At 74.2% G+C, this 24,515-nt stretch carries 22 protein-coding genes; 17 read left to right on the top strand and 5 right to left on the bottom strand.

Annotated features, from left to right (window positions below; translation table 11 throughout):
* On the top strand, window positions 1-831 hold the full coding sequence (locus ACQPY0_RS30370) for an alpha/beta hydrolase (protein ID WP_432967846.1): 831 nt from the start codon (window positions 1-3) through the stop codon (window positions 829-831).
* Here the strand turns inward: ACQPY0_RS30370 and ACQPY0_RS30375 are convergent.
* The gene (locus ACQPY0_RS30375; RefSeq protein WP_432967849.1) at window positions 791-2,212 is read right to left on the bottom strand and encodes an IucA/IucC family protein; all 1,422 of its coding nucleotides are present in this window, start codon (window positions 2,210-2,212) and stop codon (window positions 791-793) included. The genes ACQPY0_RS30370 and ACQPY0_RS30375 overlap by 41 nt on opposite strands.
* Before the next feature lie 158 nt (window positions 2,213-2,370).
* On the opposite strand from ACQPY0_RS30375, the gene ACQPY0_RS30380 reads away from it, so the two are divergent.
* Window positions 2,371-2,712 (top strand): hypothetical protein, encoded by a 342-nt coding sequence (locus ACQPY0_RS30380; RefSeq protein ID WP_432967852.1) that lies wholly within the window; start codon window positions 2,371-2,373, stop codon window positions 2,710-2,712.
* A gap of 123 nt (window positions 2,713-2,835) precedes the next feature.
* Window positions 2,836-3,189, top strand: coding sequence for a nuclear transport factor 2 family protein (locus ACQPY0_RS30385; protein ID WP_432967855.1), 354 nt, complete (start codon window positions 2,836-2,838; stop codon window positions 3,187-3,189).
* A gap of 78 nt (window positions 3,190-3,267) precedes the next feature.
* Here the strand turns inward: ACQPY0_RS30385 and ACQPY0_RS30390 are convergent, their stop codons facing one another.
* Window positions 3,268-3,399, bottom strand: coding sequence for a hypothetical protein (locus ACQPY0_RS30390; RefSeq protein WP_432967858.1), 132 nt, complete (start codon window positions 3,397-3,399; stop codon window positions 3,268-3,270).
* Window positions 3,400-3,692: 293 nt separating this feature from the next.
* On the opposite strand from ACQPY0_RS30390, the gene ACQPY0_RS30395 reads away from it, so the two are divergent.
* The 6 genes from ACQPY0_RS30395 (at window position 3,693) to ACQPY0_RS30420 (ending at window position 8,288) form a co-directional block, all read left to right on the top strand.
* On the top strand, window positions 3,693-4,193 hold the full coding sequence (locus tag ACQPY0_RS30395) for a phosphatase domain-containing putative toxin (RefSeq protein ID WP_432967861.1): 501 nt from the start codon (window positions 3,693-3,695) through the stop codon (window positions 4,191-4,193).
* Window positions 4,194-4,222: 29 nt separating this feature from the next.
* Window positions 4,223-4,486 carry a ribbon-helix-helix domain-containing protein gene (locus ACQPY0_RS30400; RefSeq protein ID WP_432967864.1) on the top strand — a complete coding sequence of 88 codons (264 nt, stop codon included), beginning with the start codon at window positions 4,223-4,225 and terminating at the stop codon, window positions 4,484-4,486.
* Entirely contained in the window at window positions 4,483-4,884 is a 402-nt protein-coding gene (locus ACQPY0_RS30405; protein WP_432967867.1) for a hypothetical protein, read from the top strand. The genes ACQPY0_RS30400 and ACQPY0_RS30405 overlap by 4 nt, the downstream gene beginning before the upstream one ends.
* A gap of 87 nt (window positions 4,885-4,971) precedes the next feature.
* Complete coding sequence (locus tag ACQPY0_RS30410; RefSeq protein WP_432967870.1) at window positions 4,972-5,736, top strand: hypothetical protein; 765 nt, start codon at window positions 4,972-4,974, stop codon at window positions 5,734-5,736.
* A gap of 1,241 nt (window positions 5,737-6,977) precedes the next feature.
* Complete coding sequence (locus ACQPY0_RS30415; protein ID WP_432995435.1) at window positions 6,978-7,712, top strand: lysophospholipid acyltransferase family protein; 735 nt, start codon at window positions 6,978-6,980, stop codon at window positions 7,710-7,712.
* Between the two features lie 306 nt (window positions 7,713-8,018).
* The gene (locus tag ACQPY0_RS30420; RefSeq protein ID WP_432967872.1) at window positions 8,019-8,288 is read left to right on the top strand and encodes a VOC family protein; all 270 of its coding nucleotides are present in this window, start codon (window positions 8,019-8,021) and stop codon (window positions 8,286-8,288) included.
* A 66-nt stretch (window positions 8,289-8,354) separates the two neighbouring features.
* Here ACQPY0_RS30420 and ACQPY0_RS30425 read toward each other — a convergent pair whose 3' ends face one another.
* A complete protein-coding gene (locus ACQPY0_RS30425; RefSeq protein ID WP_432967875.1) occupies window positions 8,355-8,963 on the bottom strand; it encodes a LuxR family transcriptional regulator in 609 nt (202 codons plus the stop codon).
* A 52-nt stretch (window positions 8,964-9,015) separates the two neighbouring features.
* Window positions 9,016-11,553 carry a LuxR C-terminal-related transcriptional regulator gene (locus tag ACQPY0_RS30430; protein WP_432967878.1) on the bottom strand — a complete coding sequence of 846 codons (2,538 nt, stop codon included), beginning with the start codon at window positions 11,551-11,553 and terminating at the stop codon, window positions 9,016-9,018.
* A 228-nt stretch (window positions 11,554-11,781) separates the two neighbouring features.
* On the opposite strand from ACQPY0_RS30430, the gene ACQPY0_RS30435 reads away from it, so the two are divergent.
* Genes ACQPY0_RS30435 through ACQPY0_RS30450 form a run of 4 tightly spaced genes read left to right on the top strand, consistent with a single transcriptional unit; the run spans window position 11,782 to window position 16,807 of the window.
* On the top strand, window positions 11,782-13,299 hold the full coding sequence (locus ACQPY0_RS30435; RefSeq protein ID WP_432967881.1) for a dynamin family protein: 1,518 nt from the start codon (window positions 11,782-11,784) through the stop codon (window positions 13,297-13,299).
* 55 nt (window positions 13,300-13,354) lie between these two features.
* Window positions 13,355-14,170 carry a nucleotide exchange factor GrpE gene (gene grpE / locus ACQPY0_RS30440; protein WP_432967884.1) on the top strand — a complete coding sequence of 272 codons (816 nt, stop codon included), beginning with the start codon at window positions 13,355-13,357 and terminating at the stop codon, window positions 14,168-14,170.
* Window positions 14,167-16,089, top strand: coding sequence for a dynamin family protein (locus ACQPY0_RS30445; protein WP_432967887.1), 1,923 nt, complete (start codon window positions 14,167-14,169; stop codon window positions 16,087-16,089). The genes grpE and ACQPY0_RS30445 overlap by 4 nt, the downstream gene beginning before the upstream one ends.
* A 4-nt stretch (window positions 16,090-16,093) precedes the next feature.
* Complete coding sequence (locus ACQPY0_RS30450; protein WP_432967890.1) at window positions 16,094-16,807, top strand: hypothetical protein; 714 nt, start codon at window positions 16,094-16,096, stop codon at window positions 16,805-16,807.
* A 65-nt stretch (window positions 16,808-16,872) separates the two neighbouring features.
* Here the strand turns inward: ACQPY0_RS30450 and ACQPY0_RS30455 are convergent, their stop codons facing one another.
* Window positions 16,873-18,408, bottom strand: a complete 1,536-nt coding sequence (locus ACQPY0_RS30455) for an Hsp70 family protein (RefSeq protein WP_432967893.1) — start codon at window positions 18,406-18,408, stop codon at window positions 16,873-16,875.
* Between the two features lie 104 nt (window positions 18,409-18,512).
* Here ACQPY0_RS30455 and ACQPY0_RS30460 point away from each other — a divergent pair, with 104 nt between their 5' ends.
* From ACQPY0_RS30460 to ACQPY0_RS30475, 4 genes are read left to right on the top strand one after another with little or no spacing between them, the layout of a single operon-like run.
* Window positions 18,513-19,277, top strand: coding sequence for a glycerophosphodiester phosphodiesterase family protein (locus tag ACQPY0_RS30460; RefSeq protein WP_432967896.1), 765 nt, complete (start codon window positions 18,513-18,515; stop codon window positions 19,275-19,277).
* 18 nt (window positions 19,278-19,295) lie between these two features.
* Window positions 19,296-20,669 (top strand): MFS transporter, encoded by a 1,374-nt coding sequence (locus ACQPY0_RS30465; RefSeq protein WP_432995437.1) that lies wholly within the window; start codon window positions 19,296-19,298, stop codon window positions 20,667-20,669.
* A gap of 56 nt (window positions 20,670-20,725) precedes the next feature.
* Entirely contained in the window at window positions 20,726-23,734 is a 3,009-nt protein-coding gene (locus ACQPY0_RS30470; protein ID WP_432967899.1) for an AfsR/SARP family transcriptional regulator, read from the top strand.
* Window positions 23,735-23,745: 11 nt separating this feature from the next.
* A complete protein-coding gene (locus ACQPY0_RS30475; RefSeq protein ID WP_432967902.1) occupies window positions 23,746-24,483 on the top strand; it encodes a thymidine kinase in 738 nt (245 codons plus the stop codon).
* Window positions 24,484-24,515: the final 32 nt, after the last annotated feature.

Raw genomic sequence — 24,515 nt, forward strand, 5'->3', positions numbered from 1 at the left:
ATGCTCTGCGCGGAAACGTACGGCCCCGGCGGCGGCCCGCCGATCGTGCTGATCGGCGGGGCGTCGTCGTCGATGGACTGGTGGGTGCCCGGCTTCTGCCGGCAGCTGGCCGCCGCCACCGCCGGGCGGGTCATCCGCTACGACCACCGCGACACCGGCCGGTCCCCGGCCTGCCCGGCGGGGGAGCCGGACTACACCGGCGCCGACCTCGCCGACGACGTGCTGACCCTCGCCGACGGACCCCTGCACCTCGTCGGCGTGTCGATGGGCGGGGCGATCGCGCAGCGGGTCGCGATCGAACACCCCGGCCGGGTCGCGTCGCTGACTCTCATCGCGACCACGTTCGCCGCCGGTGGGCCCGGTGACCTCCCGCCGCCCGAACCCCGGGTCCGGGCCGCGTTCGGTGAGCCGCCGCCGGACTGGCGCGACCGTGACGCCGCCGTCGAACGCATCACCGCCGACGTGGGACGCTTGAGCGGTACGATCCCCGCCGACCCCGAGGAGGTCCGGGAGCTGGCCCGGCGGGTCTTCGACCGCACCACCGACATGGCCGCCGCCCAGACCAACCACTGGATCCTTCCCGACGGGCGGCCCCTGACCGGCCGCACCGCGGACATCACCGCCCCCACCGCCGTGCTGCACGGCACCCACGACCCGCTGTTCCCGCCCCCGCACGGCGCAGCCCTCGCCGCCGCGATCCCCGGCGCCCGGCTCGTCGAACTGCCCGGCATGGGCCACGAGGTGCCGCCCCGCCCGCTGTGGCCGCTGGTCATCGGCGAGATCGTGAAGGTCACCGCAGCGGGTTACGTACCCGGCACCACCGGTCGGTGAGCGGGTCGGCGGCGAGCCGCATCGCCGTCGTCGCCTTCACCGGCCAGTCCCCGGCCAGCACCGCCGCCCGGTCCGCGGTCGCCGCGCAGTCCGCGGCGACCGCGGCGACGTGCCCCCACAGCCCGTCGTCGCCCAGCGCCGCGACACACCCGGCCAGGACGGTGGCGAACGCGGCCGCGAGCAGCTTCGTGCGCAGCGCGTCCTCGTCCCGGGTCGGCAGCGCCCCGATCAGCGGCGGCATCGCATACCCGGCTGCGGCGAGCCGCCCCGGATGCACGTGGATACCGCCCAGGTCGCGGTAGTACAGCCGCACCGGCCGGCCCCCGTCGACCTGCACGAGCGTGTTCTGCCCGTGCGCCTCCAGCGCCACCCCGTGGGCGAGCAGCCGCAGCAGCGGCGGCACCATCAGCTCCACCAGCGCGGTGAAGAAACCGGCGGTGAGCAGGTCGGGGCGGTGCGGCAGCAGCGCCAGGGGGATGACGTCCGCGGCCGCGGGCGGCGCCTGGCGCCACACGGCGCCGAGGGCCCGCTGCGGCTGGCCGCCGCCGGAAAGGACGGTCCCGGCCGAGGTCTCCGCCAGGACCCGGATTTCGGGTGTACCGCGGGTGAGCGCCGCCAGCAGCTCCGACGCGAGCGGCCCGTTGTGGATCGCGGGGGCGGACAGGGTCCGCACGGCGGAGGTCATCTGCACCTCCACCGCCGTCTTCACATGCCACCCGGCCCATTCGCCGCCGGTGACCTCCAGGGTCCGCAGCGACATCAGCGGCCGCGCCGGCACCTCGACGCCGGTGTCGTGGACGAGGCCGGTGGCCAGTGCGCGGGGGAGCTGCCACGGGTGGACCGGGAACCGTGGCGGCACCGGCACCCCGGCGGTCCGCCACCGGGCCGGGTCCGTCTCCACCACCCGCAGCGCCACCACCGCACGGTGCTCCGGGGCGTAGGCGAGCACGTCCAGCGTCGACATGCCGATCCGGGTGCGGCAGCAGGGGTGCAGCGGATGCCCGTCCACTATGGACTGTTCCGCGGCCGCGAGCCCCCGTTCGCGGCTGGGTGGCACGGTCATGGCCAGGGCCAGGTTCGCGACGCTGTTGTCCAGTTCCCGGCGTAACGCCGGGGCGAACCCGAGCGCCGCGGCGAGGGTCCCGGGGTCGTCGTACACGACGCCGTCGACGGCCACCTTCGGCAGGGGCGGGCCGAACAGCGGCGGGCGGGAACCGGCCAGCCGGGCCGGGTCGACGAGGTCCTCGCGCCACAGCGCACCGGCCAGCCGGGCGAGGACCGCGGCCTGCGCGTGGGGTACGGCAGCCAGGAAATCGGCGACGAGCGCCGGACGGTGCCGCAGCAGCGCGTCACGGGTCTGCGTCACGTCGGGAGCGTCCACCCGCCGAGTCTAGGCGGGCCGGTGAGGCCGGTGGGATCAGCGTCGTCCGTTCGGCCAGAATTGTCCGCGCTGACCACCTGGCTGCCGTTTCACCTGCGCGAATGCTGTGATGTACGCGAGGATCAGCTTGGAGCACGGACGCTTCGGGAGGCCACGACATGCAGATACGACAACTGACGGCCGGCACGCCGGCCGCGCCGCCGGCGCCGCCACCGAAGTCGGCGCAACCGCCGGCGGTGCAGGCGCCGGCACCCCCGCCGAAGGGCGGGCTGCCCGCCTCGCAGCAGGTGCTGAGCAAGCTCACCCCCGGCGACCGGGCGGCGATCGCGGGCGCGACCGGCTACCAGCTGTCTCCGACCGGGGCGGTGACGAACGCGTCCGGGGCGGTACCACCCTGGTCGTTCATCATGGCGTTCGCCGCCTCCGTCACCGCCCAGCCGGTCGAGGACGCCGCCAGGACCTCCTCCGAGGACGGCAGCCACGTCGACGTCACCGTCTGACCGCAACGGTTGCTTCCGGTCACACCCACGGGCGCCGCGCCAACGGTTACGGTCCCGTTTCGGGGTGTAAACATCCACCGGCCGGGCGTTGACCCGCCCCCGCCGGGCCCGTGTGATGGAGACATGGGCGACGCGCCGGCGCTGATTGCCACCCTCCTCACCGTCATCGACGAACGCGACTGGGCCGGGCTGACCGGGCTCGTCACCGACGACGTGGTCTACCACCGGCCCGGCTGCCCGCCGATCGAGGGCACCGAGGCGTTCGTCGGCTTCTACCGCAAGCGGTGCATCGTCTCCGCCGGCCGCCACCAGGTCGACCGGTGCCTGTCCGTGGACGGGCAGGGGTTCTGCTGGGGCCGCTTCGACGGGATGTCGTCGGCCGGGGTGCCGCTGAACGAGATCTTCGCGGACTGGTACGAGTTCCGCTCCGGCCGCATCGCCCGCCGCCGCACCTTCTTCTACCGGCCGGCGATCTGAGCGATATGTCGGGCGCTCCGCGCCGCGACATATCGGACTTATGCCCCGGCGGGAGAAATGTCCGGTCAGGGGAGTGGCTCACGGCGCCGTCGTGTCCACGCCATGACGGGCGGCGACCCAGATGGTGTCCTGCACCGTGACCCGCTCACCGGTCCCGAGCACCCGCGCCGCCTCGTCCGCCCCGCGAATGCGCCGGGCACGGCGTAGCATCTTCGATACCGCCGTCGACTCGTCGACGTGGCCGAGCGCCGCCGCGAACAGGTCCGCCGTGCGCGCGCCGCCACGACACCCTCCGGCGTGTGTGTGACCACCGCCCGCCGCCGCCCCCGTTGCGCGACGAGGACCGCGTCACCCAGGACAGGCCCTCGAGACTGTCCTGGGCAGCCTGAGCCGGGGTCGCCCGGTACAGCACCGTCCGCACCGCACACCCGAATCCCCGTGGAGTTGACATAATGTACATTATCGAACATCCGCGGCTGCCCGGGCCGGGGACCGTCAGCATCATGGGAAAGCCGCGCCCCGGCGACTGGCTTACCGGGGACCTCACCCGCCTCGCCGCGCGCGGCGCCGACATCCTGGCGTGCCTGATGACCCCGGCGGAACTCGCCGAGACCGGGTTGGCGGCGCTGCCGCAGGCGGCGAGGTCCGCGGGGCTGACGTTCGTCCACGCGCCGACGCCCGACCGCGGCATTCCCGATGTGTCAGTACTCCCTGTGCTCCTGGACGCCTATCGAGCCGGACGGCACGTGGCGGCGCACTGCCGCTTCGGCATCGGCCGCTCCGCGACGCTCGCCGCCGCCGTCCTCGTCGTCGCCGGCGCCGAGCCGGGCACCGCGTGGGACGCGATCGAGCGGGCCCGCGGCGTGCCGGTCCCGGACACCCCCGCGCAGCGCCGATGGGTCGAGGGTCTGATCACGTACCGTGGCCGCCTTGCGAACGGACAACCCCCAACAGCGCAGCTCGGCGCGAATATCGGCCCGAACGGACGATGCGACGCTAGGTGAGCGCGGTATGCGGCCGGTACCCTGTGTGTATGCGTGAGGTGCGCAAGGAGCGGGTCACGGTGACGATGCCCGCCGACGACGCCGCGGCCGTACGGCGTTTCGTGGACGCCGGCGGCGCGGAGTCCGTGTCGGCGTATGTGGCGGAGGCGGTGCGCAGCCGGCTGGCCCGGGACCGGGCGCTGCTGACGCTCAACGAGCTGTACAGGCGGCGGGGCGTGCGGCTGGACCCGGAGCACCACGCGTGGGCGCGTGCGGTGCTGGGGGTGGCGCCCGCGACCGGGACGGCGTCGTGACGGCGGTCGGCGGGCGAATCCTGGACAGCTCGGCGATCCTGGGGTTCGTGGCCGGCAAGCCGTACAGCTCGGCGATCGTGTGGCACGCCGTCGACCAGGGCGTGGTGCTGGCGGTGCCGGCGGCGGCGCTGGCCGAGGCGTGGGCGCAGACGTCGCCGAAGGACTATGACGTGCTCAAGGTGCTGCTGAGCCTGCCGGTGGTGGTCGTGGACGACCTGACGGCGGCGGACGCGGTCGACAGCGGTGCGCTGTTCGCCGGCGAGGGCGGCCCGGCGACGGTCGCGGCGGCGCACGTGGTGCGGCGGGCGCAGGCGCGGCCGGGCTGGGCGATCGTCACGGACCGGGCCGAGATGCTGCGCAACCTCGATCCCCAGGCGGAGATCGACGAGCTCCCCTGATCCCGTACGGTGTGTCGGCAGAAAATGTCGTACCCGGCTGGTATGACTGTTCCGACACATGTTCGATAGCGGGTAGGAGGGGTTGCGATGGTTGCCGCACGGACCGCGGCCAAGGGCTTGTCGACGGTGGATCTGGAGCAGATCCGGGACACCCTCGCGGCCGGCCGGAAACCGAAGGTCGTGTTCACCGAACAGGCCGGGCAGATCGCCGGGCAGCTGGGCCAGGTCGTCGCGCTGACGGACCCGGAGCTGTCCGACGAGTGGGTCGTGGTCCGGTTCGGCCGCGACGAGTTGCCCTTCTCCCCCGCCGACCTGGCGATGGCGCCGAAGACCACCCCGGCCAAGCGCGCCGCCGCCGTGCCCGCACCTCGTGAGGAGACTCCTGTGCCAGCCGCGTCCTCTGTCGCCGACTCCCCCGCCGCGACTCCTGCTTCGTCCGCTCCCGAATCCCCCACGCCGGACTCCCCCGCCACTGACGCCGCCGCGGCCTCGTCCGGCTCGCCGGCCTCCCAGGCGGCACCCGAGCCGAAGCTGGCCCCGGGCAAACCGGCCGCGAAGAAGGCCGCCCCGAAGGCCAAGGCCCCCGCGGGTCTGACGGTGACGCTGTCGTATGCCGAAGGCGAGTGGACGGTCGCGGCGAACCAGGGCGCCAAGGCCCTCGCCAAGCCCTATGTCATCAAGGCCGGCGAGGCCCTGAAGATGGTCGCGATGCTGGACGTGCCCGGCGTGCACGAGGCGGTCGAGGAGATCGTCGCCGCGGCGCGGGCCGAGGCCGAGACCCAGGCGGAACGCCTGCGCGCCGAACTGGCCGAGATCGAGGCCCGCCTGGCCGAGCTGCGCGAGGCCGAGTGACGGTTCCGCCGCCGGCGGGCCGAGGCGTCCGGTCCCGCACGGTCCCACGGGACCGTGCGGCGGCTCGGGCCCGCAGCGCCGGGGCCGGGCGACGCCGGCCTCCCAGGCGCACAACCGGCCGCGGGGCGAGCCTCGGGGCCGTCGACGGTCACGCTCGGGCCTGCCCACCTGCGGCGGGCCTGAGTCGCTGCCCCGATCCGGCGGGAGACGACGCCGTGGTGCCCCCGGGTCGCGCCGGCCGGAGGGCGGCACAGGCGAGGGCCGCACCCAGGTGCCGGCCGAGACTGCGCGGAGCGTCTGAACCGGTTCGGGCGTAGGACGCCTTGCGGGACGGGATCAGGTTCGCGAGGTGGCGAACAACGGCCCAGGCGACCCGGCACGGCCGCGCCCTGGTGACCTGATTGGTGTCGACCGCCCTGGCCGCGAGTGAGACTTGCATCGGCAGCAGGAGACCAGGTGGCCGACGGTGCGTACCGGCCGGCGGAGGCAGGAACAACCGGCGGGATGTTGCGGGAAACGACGGCGGCGCTACCGTTTCCGGAACCGGCCCGACCTGGGGGCCGCCTGAGCGTCAGAACGGACACGACCACGTGAGCGACGGGGAGCCAGCCAGCGATACGAGCGGCGACAGCACGATGATCGCGTCCCGGCCGGCGGCTTCGCCGCAACCGGGCACCATCCCTGCCACATCGGCTCACGCGGCGCCGGGACCCGCAGAGCTCGGAGCCACCCGCGGGACCGACGCGGCCGGGGACGCGCCGGCCAACAACGGTGAGACGCGTTCGCGCGCCGCGGTGCCCGTCGCAGGCTGGACGGAAAAGCGCGCCGCTGCTGGACAGATGATTGCTACGGATGTGGCGGTGGCCGTGGGTGCCGCCCCGAGCGTCGACGGCGACCCGGGCGCTGATGCGATGTCGGCTGACGGCAGTCCCGGCATCACTGGTGAACACGGCGCTGATGCGGATGTGGCGGTGGAAGTCGCCGCGGACGGGGGTCCGACCGGCAACGGCGATGCCGGTGCCGCTGCTGGACAGGGCGTGGATGCGGATGCGGTGTTGGTCGCCGCCGACGGCGATGCCGGCATCACTGGTGAACAGGGCACTGATGCGCCGGTGCTCGGGCGCCCGGGCGAGGATCTGCGGCAGCGGCCGGCCGATGTCGTGTCCGGTGCGGAGGCGATCGGCGCGGCGGGCGGTGGTGACGGCCGGCGTGTGGGGGCGCCGCGGTGGCGGGTGCCGCGGATGTGGCGGGTGCTGCTCGCGCTGGCTCGGGTTGTCGTCATGCCCGTGGCCCGGCTGCGGGTCACGGGCGGGCTTCCGCCGCAGTTGCGGGACGGGCCGGTGATGCTGGCCGTGAACCACATCGGGCCGTTCGACCCGGTGGCGATCACCGCCGCGTGCCGGGCGGCCGGGCTCGCGCCGCGGCTGATGGCGACCGGGGGCCTGTTCCGGGCGCCGGTGGTCGGGCCGGCGATGCGGGCCTGCGGGCATATCCGGATCAACCGGCGGCAGGCGAACGTGGCGTCGGCCGTGGACGACGTGGCGCGGGCGCTCGCCGCCGGGTCGCAGGTGCTCGGCTACCCGGAGGGTCGCATCACCCTCGACCCCGGCATGTGGCCGGAGCGGGGCAAGACCGGGATGGCCCGGGTGGCGCTGGCCACCGGCGTGCCGGTGGTCGCGGTTGCCCAGTGGGGCGCGCACGAGGTCGCGGCCTGGGGCGGCTTCGGCCCGACGGTACGGGCCCTGGCCCGCGCCCTGTTCCGCCGCCCGGTGGTCCGCGTGCACTTCGGCGCCGTGGTGGACCTCTCCGGCATCGACCCGGGGTCGCCGGGGGCCGCCCAGCAGGCTACCGACCGGATCATCGAGGCGATCACGGCGGAACTGCGTCCGCTGCGCGCCGACGAGCCGCGCCTGCCCCGCTACGTCGACCCGGTCCGTCCCCTGAGCCTGCAACGCCGCCACCGCCCCGCCGCCTGATCCCGAGGCGCGACCAGGGGCGCCGGTAAGAAACGTGTCACCAGCCGCAAACGAAAGCTGCAGGCCGCTCTGGTCCCGCGGCGAGGTCAAGCTCGACATCACCAGCCGGCTAGCGCATGGCGGGACGACCGACTGATGAGGACCGGCGTTCAAGCGGTGCTCGGGGTCAGGGATCGTAAGGACGAGGACGCCGCCCGGCTCAGCCGCTTCGGCCGCTCGGCGAAGTCCCTGACCTGCCCGTCACCGCCACGTGAGCCGAAGGTGGGTGGCTCATGGCGGTTGTTCAGGTGAATCTCAAGGCTCGGGATGACGCTGCGCTGGGCCGGTTCTGGCGGCGCCGGTGCGACCAACGCCGCACCGGCGGGCTTCGTCCGGACAGACCCCGACGCCCCTGTCTGCGTTGACGTCATCGCCGTCCCGGACCCCGAAACGGTGCAGTACCGCGTGCACCTCGAACTCGCCACCGCCTCTGCGGCCCATCAGGCGGAGCTGGTCGCGCGCCTCAAGGGCTCGGTGCGACGCCCGCCGATGTGGATCATCCTCGACGACCCGGAGGGCAACGAGTTCTGCGTCTGACGCGGAGCCTCCCCCGAGGGCGAGAACGGGCGATCGGCACGACCGGCGACGGCGGCAGCAGCCTCGTCAGGCGCCTTCGCGGCGCATGCGCAGGTAGGCCAGGACCGCCTCGCGGGTGGTGCGTACGCCCAGCAGTTCGCGGGCCTCGGCGATGCGGCGGTTGGCGGTGCGCAGGGAGAGGAACTCGGCGGCCGCGGCGGCCGCGATCGTCTCGCCGCCGGCCAGGCGTTCCAGCAGGGCGCGTTGCTCCGGGGCCAGGACCGGTCCCCCGGACTCCTCGGCCTGGTCGGTGCCGAGCTCGGCGTCGGCGTCGGTGGTCACCGGGCCGATGCGGCCCAGGTCGGCCAGCAGGGCGCGGCCGATCTCGCCGGCCGCGTCGCTGATCGCGACGATCCCCGCGCCGCGGGCGGCCGCCAGCAGGGCCAGTTCGGCGGTGTCGGCGTCGGCGATGCGGCCGAACAGGGCCAGGCGGGCCTCCGAGACGTCCCAGGCCTGGTCGGTGAGGGCGAAGCCCTCGCGGGTGGTCCAGCCCGCGCGGGCGAGCCTGCGCAGCACGGCGGTGGCCTCCGCGCCGGTCGCCACGACGTACCGCGGTGCGAGTGCCGGATCTCCCGCCATCAGCGGCCCATCGGTGAACGCATGCGCCCACCATGCGATGAAGGTGCCGTCCAGCACAAGACCATCACGCTACTCATCCAAGTTCCTCAATGTAGGAGTAGTGCGGGGCTCACTGGGCGAGTTCCTCCATGGCCAGGGCCGCGGCCTCGGTGCGGGTGCGGGCGCCGAGCTTGCGCATCCCGGAGCGGATGTGGGTCTCCACCGTCTCACGGGAGATGCCCAGCTGACCGGCGATCCGGCGGGTCGGCTCGCCGTTGGCGACCAGGCGCAGCACGTCGCGCTCGCGGTCGGTGAGCTCGTCGCCGGCGCGGCGGCCCCGGATGTCGCGGCGGATCGCGTGGCGGCGCAGGGCCCGGCGGGCGCGGCCCAGCAGCACGACCAGCCCGGCCTCCTCGGCGAGGCGCTCGGCCTCCAGCAGGGGTGGTACGGCCAGCTGCGCCCCGTCCTCGAGCAGCCCCTGGGCGAGCAGGCACCGGACCTCCTCCCGGCGGGCGAGCTCATGCCAGGCCGCGGCCGCCTCGGCGAAGCGGTCCGGGGCCTTCCACGCCTCCAGGGTGACGCGCACCGGGGCCAGGGGCGCGTCGGCGGCGGGCGGGTCCGCGGCGACGCCGGCGTCGTAGGCGGCCCAGCGGGCGGTGATGCGGCGCAGACCGTCGACGAGCGGGGTCGACACGGCCGAGTCGGCGGGCTCGAACGCCTGGTCGGGGCGGCCGTCGAGCCACGCCGCCTCGCGGGTCACCCAGTCCAGGACCGGGCCGGCCGACGCCGGGCGGTTCTGCAGGGCCTCGAGCCGGGCCCGGGCCGGGGCGAGCAGGCCGCCGTCGGCCTCGGCGAGGCTCGCGGCGGCGACGGCGTAGCCGCGGGCCAGGGCGGGCAGGGTCCGGTCGGCGAGGTCCCCGGCGCGGCGGACGACCTCGTCGATCTCGGCGCCGCGCAGGGCGTCGCACCACAGCTGGGCGGCCAGGAACCGGGTCTGCCACGAGTAGGCGAGGTCGCCGGCGCAGGCCGCGGCGGCCGCGGCGGCGGCCTGGGACGCCTCGGCGAGGCGGGCGTCGGCGGTCAGGGTCTCCACCAGCAGCCACGCCGACCAGCGGGCGGCGAGGGCGTCGCCGGCCTGGCCGGCGGCGGAGGCGGCGGAGGCCAGGCCGTACTCCCAGCCGGGCTGACGGGTCCCGGCCCGCACGGCGGCGATCGCGGCACGCAGCCCCGGGTGGGCGGGCGCGTCCCCGTGGACCTTGAGCAGTTCCTCGGCGCGGGCCAGGGCACCGCCGGGGTCGGTGGTGAGCATCGACAGCAGCCGGATGCGGTCCCGGCCGCCGACGGCCTCGGCCGGGGCGTCGTCGGGCACGGCGGCGACGGCGGCCGCGGCCGGCACCGCACTGCCCTGCTGCAGCAGGGCCTCGCCGCGCAGGACGGCGGCGGCCGGGTCGGTGGTGGCGGCGTCGATGACCCGCAGGCAGGAGCCGGGCCGGCCGGCGGCCAGGGCGGCGCGGGCGGCGGCCAGGCGGACCTGCGGCTCCGCCTCGACGCCGGGCAGCTCGCAGGCCAGCAGCAGCAGCTCGGCGCGGTCGCCGGAGGACTCGGCGGCCGCGGCGGCGGTGACGGCGACCTGGTAGGCCTCGGTGGCGGCACCGGCGGCCGCCAGGTGCCGGGCCGCCTCGCGGGGCGGGACCAGGGCGGCGAGGCGGCGGTGCAGGGCGGCGCGCTCGGCGGTGTCGAGCAGGCCGGCGGCGACCTCGGCGGTGTAGGGGGACACGGGCGCGGCCACGCCCTCGGTGAGCTCGACCAGGCCGGTCTCGACCAGCTCGGTGAGGCCCTCGCCGAGGACGGTGGCGGTGACCGGGCGGCCCAGCAGGCCCAGGGCGGCCATCGCGGTGCGGGCCGGGCGGGTCAGGTCGGCCAGGGCGCCGGCGACCGTGTACGCGAGGCCCTTGTCGAGGCCGTCACCACCGTCGCGGGGGGTGCCGCCCTGGGCGACGTGCTTGGCGAGGGCGACGACGGCGAGGGGCACACCACCGGCGCGGCGGACGAGGTCGGCCACGACGGTGGTGGAGGCCGACGGGGCCAGCTGCCGCACCAGCACGGCGGCGGCGTCGGCGGGCATCGGCGGCATCGACAGCCACGCCCCGGATCGGGCGGCCGCGGCGCGCAGGGCCCGCTCGGCGTCACCCGGAAGGCGGTGCGGTGTCCGGAGTGTGACAACTATCCGACAGTGTTCGGCGATGGCCGGAAGTGCCGCCATCGTCAGCGGATCCGCCCACTGGAGGTCGTCGAGGAGTAGCAGGCCGTGACGGACGCGGGAGCGGACGGCCTCGGCGAGCAGCGGCGCCTCGTGTGACGGCAATCGCACCCGCACCGCCCGGGACAGCGGCAGGGCCGGCACGCCGCGCAGCATCGCCAGGGCGCCGCCGCTGAACACGGCGCCACGGAAGGACTCCCCGAGCCGCTTGAGCACGCTCGTGCGGCCGGTCCCCGGCGCGCCGACGATGACCACGAGACCGGGGTTACGCAGGGCATCCACGGCGGCGGCGACGAGGTCGGCGGGCGGCCACGCCGCGGCAGGAACGCTCGCCCGGCCCACTACAGCCGACCCGGCCACCGACCCGGCCACCGGGGCGACGGGCTCATCAGTCGGTGCCTCAGGCACGGGAAGCCTCCATTCCTGGCACGAACATGGGATCCTGCGCGCGCAGGATATTCGTAATGTGTGTGCCGTACGTGCGTGACATGACGGTACTGATTTGCACCCAGGAGCGAATAATGAGCGAGGTCCACCCCTTGGACACCCGAGGGTACGTCGGCATTGTGGCTGAACCCACCGGCCTCGCGCAGTCGGTGATCAGTCTGTGGCCGACGTCGAAGCGGAGCTGACCCCGTGGCTCCAGGACCGCTGAGCTCCCGCGTGGGTGACCTGTGCGCCGAGGTCGGCAACCGCCTCGGCGGCGCCGCCCAGGCCCAGGTGGTCGACGTGCGCCGCCGGCTGGGCGAGCCGCTGCGGGTCGCGATCGCCGGTCGGCTGAAGTCGGGCAAGTCCACCCTGGTCAATGCCCTCATCGGGCGCCGGGTCGCGCCGACCGAGGTCGGTGAGTGCACGCGCATCGTCACCCAGTTCCGCTACGGCACCTCCGACCGCGTCGACGTCGTGAAGCGCAACGGCGCCCGGGTCAGCCTTCCGCTCGACGAGGCCGGCATGATCCCCCAGCGGCTCGGCGTGCCCCGCCACGAGGTCGCCTACGTCGACGTCACGCTCACCAGCGACCACCTGCGCGACCTGACCGTCGTCGACACGCCCGGGCTGTCCAGCGCCAACACGTCCGTGTCCGACCAGGCCCGCCGGTTCCTGTTCTCCGAGGCCCCGATCGACGACGACCTCGACTCCGACTCCGCCGGGGCGCTGTCCGGCGCCGAGGCGATCATCTACGTGTTCACGCAGTCGGTCCGCGAGGACGACGTGCAGGCCCTGGAGGCGTTCCGGTCGATCTCGGCCCGGCTGTCGAGCAACCCGATCAACTCCCTCGGCCTGTTCAACAAGGTCGACAAGCTCGCCGGCGGCGGGCAGGACCCGTGGCCGATCGTCGCGCCGCTGGCCACCGACCAGTCCAAGGTGCTGCGCCGGGTCGTCTCCGACGTCGTCCCCGTCGTCGGGCTGCTCGCCGAGACCACCGAGGCCGGGCGGCTCACCGCCGCCGACTGCGAGGCCCTGCGCCAGCTCGCCGCGCTGGCGCAGGGCGAGCGGACCGTGCTGCTGGCGTCCGTGGACCTGTTCACCAGCCGGGAGTGCCCGGTGACCCGCGAGGCGCGGGAGCGGCTGCTGCGGCTGCTGGATCTGTACGGCATCAGCTTCGCCATCGCCCAGCTGGTCGCCAAGCCCACCCTGGCCACCGGTGAACTGGTCCGGATGCTGTTCCAGGCCTCCGGCTTCCCGCGGCTGCGCCAGACCCTCGACCACGCGTTCCGCTGGCGCACCGACGCGATCAAGGCCGGCTGGGCGCTGTCGAGCCTGGAGAAGATCGCCAGCCACGCCGAGCGGCCCCACGACCGGGAGCTGCTGCGCGACGCGATCGAGCGGGTGCTGCAGCAGCCGGAGTCGCACCGGCTGCGGCTGCTGGAGGTCGCGCAGCTGGTGACGACCGGCGCGGTCGACCTGCCCGACCAGATGGAGGGCGAGCTGACCCGGCTGGCGCTGTCCAACGACCCCGGCTGGATCCTCAACCTGCCCCAGGCCGACCGTGACTCGATGGTCCGCGCCGCCCTGGACGCCGCGACCCGGTGGCGGGCGTATGCGGTCGCCGGTGCCAGCCCGTCGCAGTCACGGGTCGCGCTCGTCGCCCACCGTGGTTTCTACCTGCTGTCCCAGCGTATCCGCGGCGGGGGGCAGGCCAATGTCCGATAACAGCCAGATCGCAAACCCAGCCAATAACCGAGGCCCCAACCCCCAGGAGCCGAAGATGTCCTCCAACAGCCTGCGCCTCGTCGCGGTCTCCGTCGCGCTGATCATCGCGGTGCTCACCGGCGCGGCGGCCGGCCTGCTCGGCGGTGCCCCCGACTGTCCCGCCGGCACGGTCACCGCGGGTCCGACCGCGACGACCCAGGCGAACGGCGCGAACCAGAGCGGCACGCCGCAGCAGCCGGACACGGCCGCCGGCACGCAGGCGCAGACCGTCAAGACCCCGGCCTGCACGGCGCAGCAGACGTTCGGGGTCAAGCCGGCCCTGGTCGCGTTCGTCGGCACCCTGTTCGTCGGCGCCGCGCTGCTCCTGCTGCTCCTGCTCGCCTCCCGCGGCGGGGCCGGCGGCAGGGCCCCGGTCTCGGCGGCGCCGGGCCGCGGCGGGCAGGCCGACGCCGACCGGCGGGCGCTGGTGCAGGCGTCGATCTACGTGCGGGACCGGGTCACCAGCAAGGCCCTCGGCGACCGGCTCGGCGCCGCGCTGCACGAGGCCGGCGTGACCACCCTGGAACCGACCGGGGTGCGGTTCGACCCGGCCCACCACGAGGCCGGCGGCACCACCCCGACCAACGACCCGAACCTCAGCGGCCAGATCTCCGGCGTCGAGGTCCCCGGCTACGTCGACCGCGACGGGCGGGTCCTGCGGGCGCCGATCGTCACCGTGTTCCAGGCCGGCCGCAGCGCCGGCGGCGCCACCGGCGCCCACCCGACCGTCGGGCGGGCCCAGAGCGGCCCGCCCACCGGCCAGCACAGCAGCATCCAGCAGCACACCGGACAACCCACGACGCAGCAGCCGCGCAGAGAGCAGCCACGATGACCTCGACCTCCAACGCACCCGCCGGGCCGCAGGCGGCGAAGAAGCCCGCCGACCCCACCGCGGCGCTGGGCAAGCTGCTCAAGGCCGGCGTCGAGGGCAGCCTCGCCTACCTGCGCAAGATCGACCCGGACGCGGCCGCCGACATCGACACCGAGCGGCGCCGCGATGTCCAGCGGCCCCGGATCGTCGTCGTCGGCGAGACCAAGCGCGGCAAGAGCTCGCTGACGAACATGCTCATCGGCGTGCCGAATCTCTCGCCGGTCGACGCCGCCGTGGCCACCGCGTCGTACCTCGAGTTCACCCACAACCCGCAGCACGGCGCCCGCGCCTACATCCCCGGCCGCGAGGACCCGGTCCCGATCGGCCTGGGTGACCTGCGCGACTGGGGCACCGTGCTGGGCCGGATGCCCGACGGGATGCGCCCGCCGCGGCGCATCGAGGTGCAGCACTCGGCGCCGCTGCTGCAATACCTCACCCTCATCGACACGCCCGGCACCGGCGGGCTGGACTCGATGCACGCCGAGGTCGCCATGGACGCGGTGGAGAAGGCCACGGCGCTGCTGTTCGTCGTCGACGCCTCCAGCCCGTTCTCCAAGCCGGAGATGAACTTCCTCATCGAGGCCAGCAAGAAGGTCAACTTCGTGCTGTTCGCGCTGACGAAGGTCGACGCCTACCCCGGCTGGCGCAAGATCCTCGACGACAACAAGGGGCAGCTGCAGACCCACGCGCCCCGGTTCGCCTCGGCGCCGTGGTTCCCGGTCTCGGCGCGGCTGGCGGAGCTGGCGATGCAGATGCCGAAGGAGGCCTCCGGCGAGCTGATCCGCGAGTCGCGCATCGCCGAGCTGCAGCACGCGCTCATCGACCTGGCCTCCAAGGGCCACCTGCTGCAGCAGGCCAACGTGCTGCGCTCGGTGCGCTCGGAGTACATCCGCGTCGACCAGGAGCTCGGCGACCGGATGAAGGCCACCGACCCCGACCCGGCCGACGCCGAACGGGCCAAACAGGAGCGCGCGCAGGTCGCCACCCGCAAGCGCACCGAGTCCCGGCAGTGGTCGCTGGCGCTGTCCACGGAGACGCAGCGGGCCCGGGTCGAGGCCACCTCGCGGTTGCGCAACTACGTGACGCAGCTGCAGGAACAGTTCATGGAGAAGATCGACAAGGGTGGTCGCGGCGGCCTGCAGGAGCTGCCCGCCGAGCTGGACAAGGCGCTCTACGCGCTGAGCGTGCGGCTCTCCCACGACCTGGAGTTCCGCTTCCGCAAGGTCGGCGAGCGGGTCCTGGCCCAGGTGTTCAGCCCGCACGAGCTGCAGCACGTGCTGCGCGGGCTCAACGCCCGGCTGCGCCACGCCCTGGGCACCAAGCCGCGCCGCGAACAGTCCGGTGACGGCGCCATGGTCGTCATGTCCTCGGCCGGCATGGCGATGATGGCCGGCCGCCTCCCCGGCATGCTCGGCGGCGCCAGCGCGCTCGGCGCGGTCGGGCTGGCCGGTGCCGGGCTCGTCCTGCCCGTCGTCGGCATCGGCCTCGGCCTCGCCGCCGGCGCCTACATGATCTTCAAGCGCAAGAGCATGGCGGACAAGGTCCAGGCCCGCACCTGGCTGCGGGAGGTCCTCGGCGAGGCCCGCGCCGCCCTGTCGGACGAGATCATGCACCGGTTCACCGACCTGCAATACGCGCTGACGCTCGCCCTCGACGAGGCCATCGAGCGGCGGCTCAAGCAGCTCGACGCCCATATCGCGAACATCGACAAGTCGTTGGCCGAGGACAAGGCCGAGCGCGCCAAGCGCAAGGCCGCGCTGAACACCGAACGAGAGGGCCTGCGTTCCCGCATCAAACAGGTCGACGAGGTGCTGGTGCGCATCCGCGCGCTGACCCCGAACGCGCCTGGCGAAGCGGGCGAAGCGGCGGCCGAGGCGTAGGGGGTTGACGTTGGACGGGCACTGGGAATGGTCGGAGGGCGGCGACGACGCCGACACCGCTGACCTCGGCGGCGACGCCGGGCACGACCTGCACGGCGGCTACGGCGAGGACTACGGCACCGGCTTCGGCGACGACGGGATCGGTCACGAGGACCTCGGCGGGCCCGGCCAGCACCTCAGCGACGGGCACATCGACGGCGGCTCCCACGACGACCTCGAGGAGCCGCTGGGCACCGAGCACGCCACCGCGGAGTACGACGAGGCCGTGCACGGCCACGACGACACGGGCGAGCCCGGCGATCACGAGGACCCGGCCGATCACCAGGAGCCCGCCGATCACGTCCTGCACTTGAGCGACGGGCACGTCGACGGCGCGACCGACGACGGGCACCACGAGGCGTTCGGCACCGACCCCGACGTCGACGCGTCCGCCGACGACCCGGCCTGGCACGAGGTCCAGTTCCCCGAGGAGCTGCACCTGCAGGACCCGCCCGAGCCCGTCGACGGCTTCCCGTGGTCCGATGCCGACGTCCTCGGCGGCCCCGACCACAGCCTGTCCGCCGCGTTCGACCCGGCCGTTCACTCCCCGGCCGAGCCCGCCGGGCTCGCCGAGTACGAGCACCTGGAGATGCCGTCCGGCGCCGACCCGTGGAGCCTGCTGCTGGGCTCCGACGACCCGGCGACGAGCAGCCTGGCGACCTTCTGGGCGCCACAGTAACGAGCCAACGACAAGGGCGGCGGTTGTACCTCATGAGGTACAACCGCCGCCCTTGTTCGCGGCGATCAGCCCAGCGCGGTGAAGAGCAGGATCACGAACAGGATCGCGACCAGGACCAGGACCACCACGATCACGGCGATCCAGTTGCGTTCCCCCGTCTCGCCCTGCGCCGCCGGAGCCTGCCGGGCGGCCTGCGGCGGGAACGGCCCCGGGCGGGCCGGCACCACCGGCTGCTGGACCACGGGCGGGCGCTGCACGACCGGCTGCTGCACGGGCGGCTGCGGCCGGAAGACGGGCTGCTGGACCGGCGGCTGCTGCACCACGGGCGGGCGCTGCACGACCGGTTGCTGGACCACGGGCTGCGGCATCGGCCGCTGCGGCACCACCGGCGGGCGGACCGCCGGCGACACCGGCACCCCGGACATCGGGGTGGCCGACACCGGTGCGTGCTGGGCCTGCATCGACCGCTGCGGCGGCTGCGGCGCCGGGGGCGGCGTGACGGTGCGCGGGGTGCCCGAGGTGCGGCCCGGGGGGACCGCGGCGCCGATGCACAGCGCCCCCTCCACCACGACCGTCTCCGGCTGCTCCAGGGTCGTCGGGGCCACGCCCAGCTCGGTGTGGATCAGGTGGGCGGCCAGGGGGATCCGCGACGAGCCGCCGACGAGGAAGATGCCGACCATGTCCTTGGGCTGCAGCCGCGCCGACTCGATCGCCCGGCGCAGGCAGGCGACGGTCCGCTCCAGATACGGCCGGACGAGCGTCTCGAGCTCCTCGCGGGTCAGGTGCGCGTCGACCTCCATCGACGGCAGGTGGATGTCGGCCGACGCGGTGCGCGACAGCATCTCCTTCGCCCCGCGCACGTCCTCGTAGAGCATCCGCCGCAGCCGCCGGTCGGAGGCGTCGGTCGGGTTGGCCAGGGCCGCCCACTTCTCCGTGTGGCTCTGCGAATACGTCTTGCCGAGGTGCTCGATGATCGCGTGGTCGAAGTCGAGGCCGCCGATGTCGGCCAGGCCGTCCTCGGCCAGGACCTCGAAGCCGGACTGGGTGCGGCGGACCACGGTCGCGTCGAACGTGCCGCCGCCGAGGTCGTAGATGGCCAGGCTCCGCCCGACCGGCACCGCCGAGCCCAGCACCGCGGTGAAGTACGACGCCGCGCCGACCGGCTCGGCGATCAGCCGCGGCGTGCCCAGGCCGGCGATCCGGGTCGCCTCGACCAGCAGCGACCGGCGCCGCTCGCCCCACCGGGCCGGGTGGGTGAGGCGCACCTCGTCCGGCGCCGCGCCCAGCTGCCGCCGGGCCTCGGTGTTCACCTGCGACAACACGTGTGCGAACAGGCGCGGCACGGGCATCGGATGGTCGCCGATGAACACCTCGCCGTCGTCGATGCGCCGCTTCGGGTTAGGCTCGAAGCGGGCCGGGTCGAGCCGGGCGTTGCGCTCGGCATCCCGCCCGACCAGGACCTTCCCGTCGGTGTTGAAGTACAGGGCAGAGGGCAGCAAGGGGGAACCGTCGAACAGCAGCGGTCGCATCCGCGCGTCCGCCGTGGTGCGGACCATCGCGACCGTGTTCGACGTGCCGAAGTCGATGCCGAGCACGCGCATGTGCGTCACCCTACCTTTGCCGTTCCACGCTCTGCGTCGGCCGTCAAGCCCGCCGTAACCCGCCGTTGCGTAAAGTTGACCGGAGATCACTGCATACTGACCGCGTGAGATCGCAGGTGCCCTACCTCGACGCCCCAGGACCGCTGGGCTTCGCCCACCGCGGCGGAGCGGCGGACGGTGACGAGAACACGACAGCGGCCTTCGCCCGTGCTGCCGGGCTGGGCTACCGGTACATCGAAACCGACACGCACGCCACCGCCGACGGGGTCGCGGTCGTGTTCCACGATGACACGCTGGAGCGGCTCCTGGGGCGCCCGGGTCGGATGATCGACTTACGGTGGGCGGACCTGGCGACCGAACGGGTCGGCGGGGCAGCCGTCGTCCCCCGCCTCGATGAGGTCCTCGCCGAATATCCGGACATCCGGTTCAACATCGACGCGAAGACCGAGCATGCCGTGGGGCCGACGGTCGAGGCCGTCGAGCGCGTCAAGGCCCACGGGCGGGTCCTGCTCGCCTCGTTCTCCTCCGCCCGGCTGAGCCGCCTGCGGGCCCTCGCCGGGCCGCAGGTGGCCACGTCCATGGGCATGCGCGAGGTCACCGCACTGTGGGCGTCGTACCAGGTCGGGCGGCGATACACGCCCGCCGGGACGGTCGTGGCGGTGCAGGTCCCGCCGAAGTACGGCGCCCTGCCCCTCGTCAGCCGCCGGTTCGTCGACTACTGCCACCGGGTGGGGCTGCAGGTGCACCTGTGGACCATCGACCGGCCGGAGGAGATCGGCCATTTCCTCGACCTCGGTGTTGATGGCATCATGACCGATCACATCGAGGTGCTGCGCGAGGTGTACCTCGAGCGCGGCATCTGGCACTGAGCGCGCCGGGAAGGGTCGATCGTGTCCACTGTGGAGGAAGCACGGCTCAGCACCCGCCGCGAGCGGACCGGCTGGTACTTCTACGACTGGGCCAACTCGGCGTTCCAGACCAGTGTCATCACCGTCTTCCTCGGCCCCTACCTGACCGGCATCGCCGAGTCCGCGGCCGGCTGCGACGGCGACGCCTGCGACGACGCCGTCATCCACCCGCTGGGCATCGCCATCGCCCCCGGCGCCCTGTTCCCGTACACGGTGTCGCTGTCGGTGCTGCTCACCGTCTTCGTGCTGCCCGTCGCCGGCGCCATCGCCGACCGCACGCCGCGCAAGAAGGAACTGCTGGCCCTGTTCGCCTACCTCGGCGCCGGGTCCACCATCGCGATGCTGTTCCTCACCGGCGACCGGTACCTGCTCGGCGCGGTGCTGTTCCTGCTCGCCAACATCACGTACGGGGCGTCCGTCGTGGTGTACAACTCCTTCCTGCCCCAGATCGCCGACGAGGAGGACCGCGACCGCGTCTCCAGTTTCGGCTGGGCCTGGGGCTACCTCGGCGGCGGCCTGCTGCTGCTGCTCAACGTGGCCGCCGTGCTCGCCAAGGACTCCCTGGGCCTGACGACCGGGGAGGTGGCGCGCTACAGCATCGTCTCGGCCGGGCTGTGGTGGGCCGGGTTCACCACCATCCCGATGCTCGCGCTGCGCAACCGGCCCGTCGCCGACCCGGAGGACCTCGGTGCGCGCCGCGCCAACGCGGTCACCGACGGGTTCCGGCAGCTGTGGCACACCCTCAAGGGGCTGCGGGCGTACCCGCTGACGCTGTTCTTCCTCGTCGCGTACCTCATCTACAACGACGGCATCCAGACCGTCATCTCCCTGGCCGCCCTGTACGGCACCGAGGAGCTCAAGCTCGCCGACAGCGTCCTGGTGCCCACGATCCTCATGGTGCAGTTCCTCGCCTTCGCCGGCGCGCTGCTCATGGGCCGCCTGGCCCGCGTCTACGGCGCCTGGAAGACGATCCTCATCAGCCTGGTGCTGTGGACGGCCGTCGTCGTCGCCGCGTACTTCCTGCCCGCCGGCGAAGCCGTGCCGTTCCTGATCCTCGGCGGCGGCATCGGGATCGTCCTCGGCGGCAGCCAGGCCCTGTCCCGTTCGCTGTTCTCCCAGCTCATCCCCAAGGGCAAGGAGGGCGAGTACTTCGGCATCTACGAGATCTCCGACCGGGGCACCAGCTGGCTCGGCCCGCTCGCGTTCGGCCTGGCCTACGACCTTACCCGCAGCTACCGGGTCGCGATCGTCGCGCTGCTGGTCTTCTTCGTCGCCGGCGGCATCACCCTGGCGTTCGTGCCGATCCGCCGCGCCATCGAGCAGGCCGGCAACACCCCGCCCGCCCGCTTGTGACAGGTGTCTGACCGAGCGGTGTCGGGTACGTGACACCCTGGGTTACTGTTCGGATCGTGCGATACCGGCTGCTCGGTCCGCTGGAGCTCGACGTCGCCGGCCGGCGGCTGGAGATCTCGGCGGCCCGCGACCGGGTCCTGCTGGTCATGCTGCTGCTGCAGCCCAACCGGGTCGTCACCCGGCCCCGGCTCGTCGACGCCATCTGGGGCGACAACGCCCCCGCCACCGCCCGCGCCCAGCTGCACACCTGCGTGTCCCGGCTGCGCCGCCAGCTGCCCGGCGCCATCCACACCGACACCGCCGGCTACCGCGCCGAGGTCGCCGACGACGCCCTGGACACCCTCGTCTTCGCCCAGCTCGTCGCCGACGGCCGCGCCGCCGTGGCCGCCGGGGAGCTGCACACCGCCCGCAAGCACTTCCGCGACGCCCTCGAGCTGTGGCGCGGCCCGGCCCTCGCCGGCCTCGACAGTCCCAGCGTCCAGGCCGCCGCCGTCGCGCTCGAGGAGCGGCGGGGCAGCGCCCTGGAGGACTGCCTCGACGTGGAGCTGCAGCTGGGCCTGCACGCCGAGCTGATCAGCCAGCTCACCGGCCTCGCCGAGCAGCACCCGCTGCGGGAGCGCCTGCACGGCCAGCTCATGACCGCGCTGGCCCGGGTCGGGCGGACCGCCGACGCGATCGCCGTCTACCTGCGCCTCGCGCAGACCCTGGACGAGCAGCTGGGGCTCGCGCCCAGCGCGGCGTTGCAGGAGTTGTACCGCGGGCTGCTGCAGCCGGCCCCGCCGAAGTCGCCGGGCGGGCGGGCGCCCGGCCCGCCCGCGCTGCTCGGCCGGGCGCCCGTGGCCCAGCCCGGGCTGGCCGTGCCCGGCCCCGCCCCGTGGACGCTGCCCCGCGACATCGCCGACTTCTCCGGCCGCGACGACCTCGTCGCCCGGCTCGCCGCCGCCGCCCGCCCCGGCCGCGACGACGTCCCCGTCGTGCTCACCGTCGACGGCATGGCCGGCGTCGGCAAGACCAGCCTCGCCGTGCACGTCGCGCACCTCGTCGCCGACCGCTATCCCGACGGGCGGCTCTTCGTCGACCTGCGCGCCCACAGCGAACGCCCGCCGCTGGCCGCCCACGACGCGGTCGGGCTGCTGCTGCGCCACCTCGGCGTCGACCCCGGGCGCATCCCCGCCGACCCCGACGAGCGCGTCGCCCGCTGGCGCAGCGAGCTCGCCCAGCGTCGCATGCTCGTCGTGCTCGACAACGCCGCCGACCCGGACCAAGTCACCCCGCTGCTGCCCGGCGCGTCGGCGAGCCTGGTCATCGTCACCAGCCGGCGGCGCCTCGGCGGGCTCGACGGGGCGTACAGCGTCTCCATCGACGTGCTCGACGACAGCGACGCCGCCCGGTTCGTCACAACCGTGGTCGGGGCCCGGGCCGAGGACGACCCGCACGCGACGGCCGAGGTCGTCCGGCTCTGCGGCGGCCTGCCCCTCGCGCTGCGCCTGGCCGCGGCCCGGCTGGCGCACCGGCCGTCGTGGAGCGTGGCCGACCTCGCCGTCCGGCTGCGGCAGGCCAACCCGTCCCCGATCGACCTCACCGTCGACGGCCGCTCCCCGCACGCCGCGTTCGACCTGTCGTACCGGCAGCTGGACGAGCGGGCCCGGCGGTTGTTCCGCCTCATCGGCCTGCACCCGTCCGGCGAGTTCGCGGTCCGGGCCGCAGCGGCGCTGGCCGAGCTGAGCATCCGCGACGCCGACGAGCTGCTCGGCCGGCTCGTCGACGCGCACCTGCTCATCGAGCCCGTCGCCGGCCGGTTCCGGCTGCACGACCTGCTGCGGGAGTACGCCGCTCACCTCGCCGCCGCCGACCCGCAGCGCGACGCCGCCACCCGGCGGATGCTGGACCTCTACCTGCAGTCCGCGGCCGCCGCGACCCGCCCGTGGGAGCAGATGCGCCACCGCGGGGCGATCGACTCGGGCCCGGAGCTGCCCTGGGTGCCGCGCTTCGCCGACCTCGCCGGCACCCGCCGCTGGCTCGAGCTGGAGATCGGCAACCTGATCGGCGTCACGCACCTGGCCGACCGGCTCGGCCTGCACCGGCACACGTGCCTGTTGACCCGGGCACTGTGGGGATACCTGTTCCGCACCTCGATGAACGACGTCAATTTGGAGCTGCACCGCCGGGCGCTCGCCGCGGCCGAGGCGCTCGGCGACGGCGACCTGCTCGCCATGACCCACAACTACCTCGCCTCGGCCTACGCCCGGGCCGGCTACCAGGACGACGCCGCCCGGCACCTCGTCGCCATCGCCGAGGACCCGGCCTGGGGCCTGCGGGCCAAGAGCAACCTCGCCGCCGTGTACCAGTTCGCCGGCCGGCTCACCGAGGCCCTCGCGCTGCTCGAGGACGCCCTCGTGCCGATCTACGCTGCGGACGCGAGGGTCTTCGGCGGCCAGTGGAGCTGCCTCATCGCGGTCCTGCGCCAGCTCGGCCGCACCGACGAGGCCCTCATCGCGGCCCGGCAGACCCACGCCGCCGGCCGCGCCACCGACTCCGCGCAGCTGGCCATCCACGGCGCGTTCGAGCTCGCGTTGATCCGCCGGCGGCGCGGCCAGCACCGCCTCGCCGCGCTGCTGCTGCGCTGGATCATCCACCACGGCGGGCCGGAGGTCGGCCCGGCCGTCGTGTGCGAGGCCCGCAGCACCCTCGGGCTGAGCCTCGTCGAGCTCGGCGAGACCCGTGAGGGCCTGGCCCTGCTCACCGATGCGCTGCGCGAGGCCGAGCACCTCGACCCGCACTGCGGCTGCCTGGCCGGCAACAACCTCGGCGCCGGCCTGCACGCCGTGGGCCGCTGCGACGAGGCGAAGCTGGAGTACGCGCGGGCGCTGGAGCGGGCGAAGCGGGTCGGGTACCGCTACGAGCAGGCCCGCGCCTACCACGGCCTCGGCGTGTGTACCGACGACCCGCGCCTGTCCCGCCGGCGGCTGCAGGCCGCCCACCGGCTGTACGAAGCGATGGGCGTCACGGAACGCGCCGACGTCGCGGCGCTCCTGCGGGCCATCGACGAGCGCTGCGCCAAGTAGGCTTCCACGCCGTGACGCCAACCGACGACGACCCCGATGCCTGCGTAGCCAGCAGCGATTCCCGCTCGCGCCCGGGCCAGGACGACAGCCGCACCCGCCGCGGCGGCCGGCTGAAGTTCTTCTACGGCCCGATGGACTGCGGCAAATCCACCCTCGCGCTGCAGATGGACTACAACCACGCCCGGCAGGGCCGCCACGGCCTCGTCCTGACCACCATCGACCGCGACGGCCCCGGGCGCCTGTCGACCCGGATCGGCCTGGGCAAGGACGCCGTCGACGTCGCCGGCCTGGACCTGCGCACCCTGGTCCGCGACCGCTGGGCCCGCGGCATCCGGGTCGACTATCTCATCTGCGACGAGGCGAGCTTCTACACCGTCGAGCAGATCGAGCAACTGGCGGACCTGGTCGACGACTCCGACGTCGACGTGTACGCCTTCGGCCTGGCCACCGACTTCCGCACGGCCCTGTTCCCGGCCGCCCAGCGGCTGTTCGAGCTGGCCGACGAGGTCACCCGGGTCCAGGTCGAGGTCCTGTGCTGGTGCGGCCGCGCCGGCCTGCTCAACGCCCGCGTGGTCGACGGCGTCATCGCGCGGGCGGGCGACCAGGTCGTGATCGGCGACACGGCCGCGGACGGCGCGGTGGACACTCCCCCGGCCGACGTGCACTACCAGGTCCTGTGCCGCCGCCACCACCGCACCGGCAACCTGGGCCCGGCCGCCCGCGCCGAAGGCCAGCTCCGCCTCGTCTGATCGCCGGCATCCGCTGATTCGCGCCATGTGCG

The sequence above is a fragment of the Dactylosporangium sp. CA-233914 genome (genome assembly GCF_050942935.1).
In the GTDB taxonomy this organism is placed as follows: domain Bacteria; phylum Actinomycetota; class Actinomycetes; order Mycobacteriales; family Micromonosporaceae; genus Dactylosporangium.

Excerpts from the sequence above, each read along its gene's own strand:
- ACQPY0_RS30400 (WP_432967864.1), top strand. The coding sequence starts at position 4,223 with ATGCGTGAGGTGCGCAAGGAGCGGGTCACGGTGACGATGCCCGCCGAC.
- ACQPY0_RS30445 (WP_432967887.1), top strand. The coding sequence starts at position 14,167 with ATGACCTCGACCTCCAACGCACCCGCCGGGCCGCAGGCGGCGAAGAAG.
- ACQPY0_RS30455 (WP_432967893.1), bottom strand. The coding sequence starts at position 18,408 with ATGCGCGTGCTCGGCATCGACTTCGGCACGTCGAACACGGTCGCGATG.
- ACQPY0_RS30395 (WP_432967861.1), top strand. The coding sequence starts at position 3,693 with ATGGGAAAGCCGCGCCCCGGCGACTGGCTTACCGGGGACCTCACCCGC.
- ACQPY0_RS30385 (WP_432967855.1), top strand. The coding sequence starts at position 2,836 with ATGGGCGACGCGCCGGCGCTGATTGCCACCCTCCTCACCGTCATCGAC.
- ACQPY0_RS30370 (WP_432967846.1), top strand. The coding sequence starts at position 1 with ATGCTCTGCGCGGAAACGTACGGCCCCGGCGGCGGCCCGCCGATCGTG.
- ACQPY0_RS30410 (WP_432967870.1), top strand. The coding sequence starts at position 4,972 with ATGGTTGCCGCACGGACCGCGGCCAAGGGCTTGTCGACGGTGGATCTG.
- ACQPY0_RS30390 (WP_432967858.1), bottom strand. The coding sequence starts at position 3,399 with ATGCTACGCCGTGCCCGGCGCATTCGCGGGGCGGACGAGGCGGCGCGG.
- ACQPY0_RS30380 (WP_432967852.1), top strand. The coding sequence starts at position 2,371 with ATGCAGATACGACAACTGACGGCCGGCACGCCGGCCGCGCCGCCGGCG.
- ACQPY0_RS30415 (WP_432995435.1), top strand. The coding sequence starts at position 6,978 with ATGTGGCGGGTGCTGCTCGCGCTGGCTCGGGTTGTCGTCATGCCCGTG.
- ACQPY0_RS30420 (WP_432967872.1), top strand. The coding sequence starts at position 8,019 with ATGACGCTGCGCTGGGCCGGTTCTGGCGGCGCCGGTGCGACCAACGCC.
- grpE (WP_432967884.1), top strand. The coding sequence starts at position 13,355 with ATGTCCTCCAACAGCCTGCGCCTCGTCGCGGTCTCCGTCGCGCTGATC.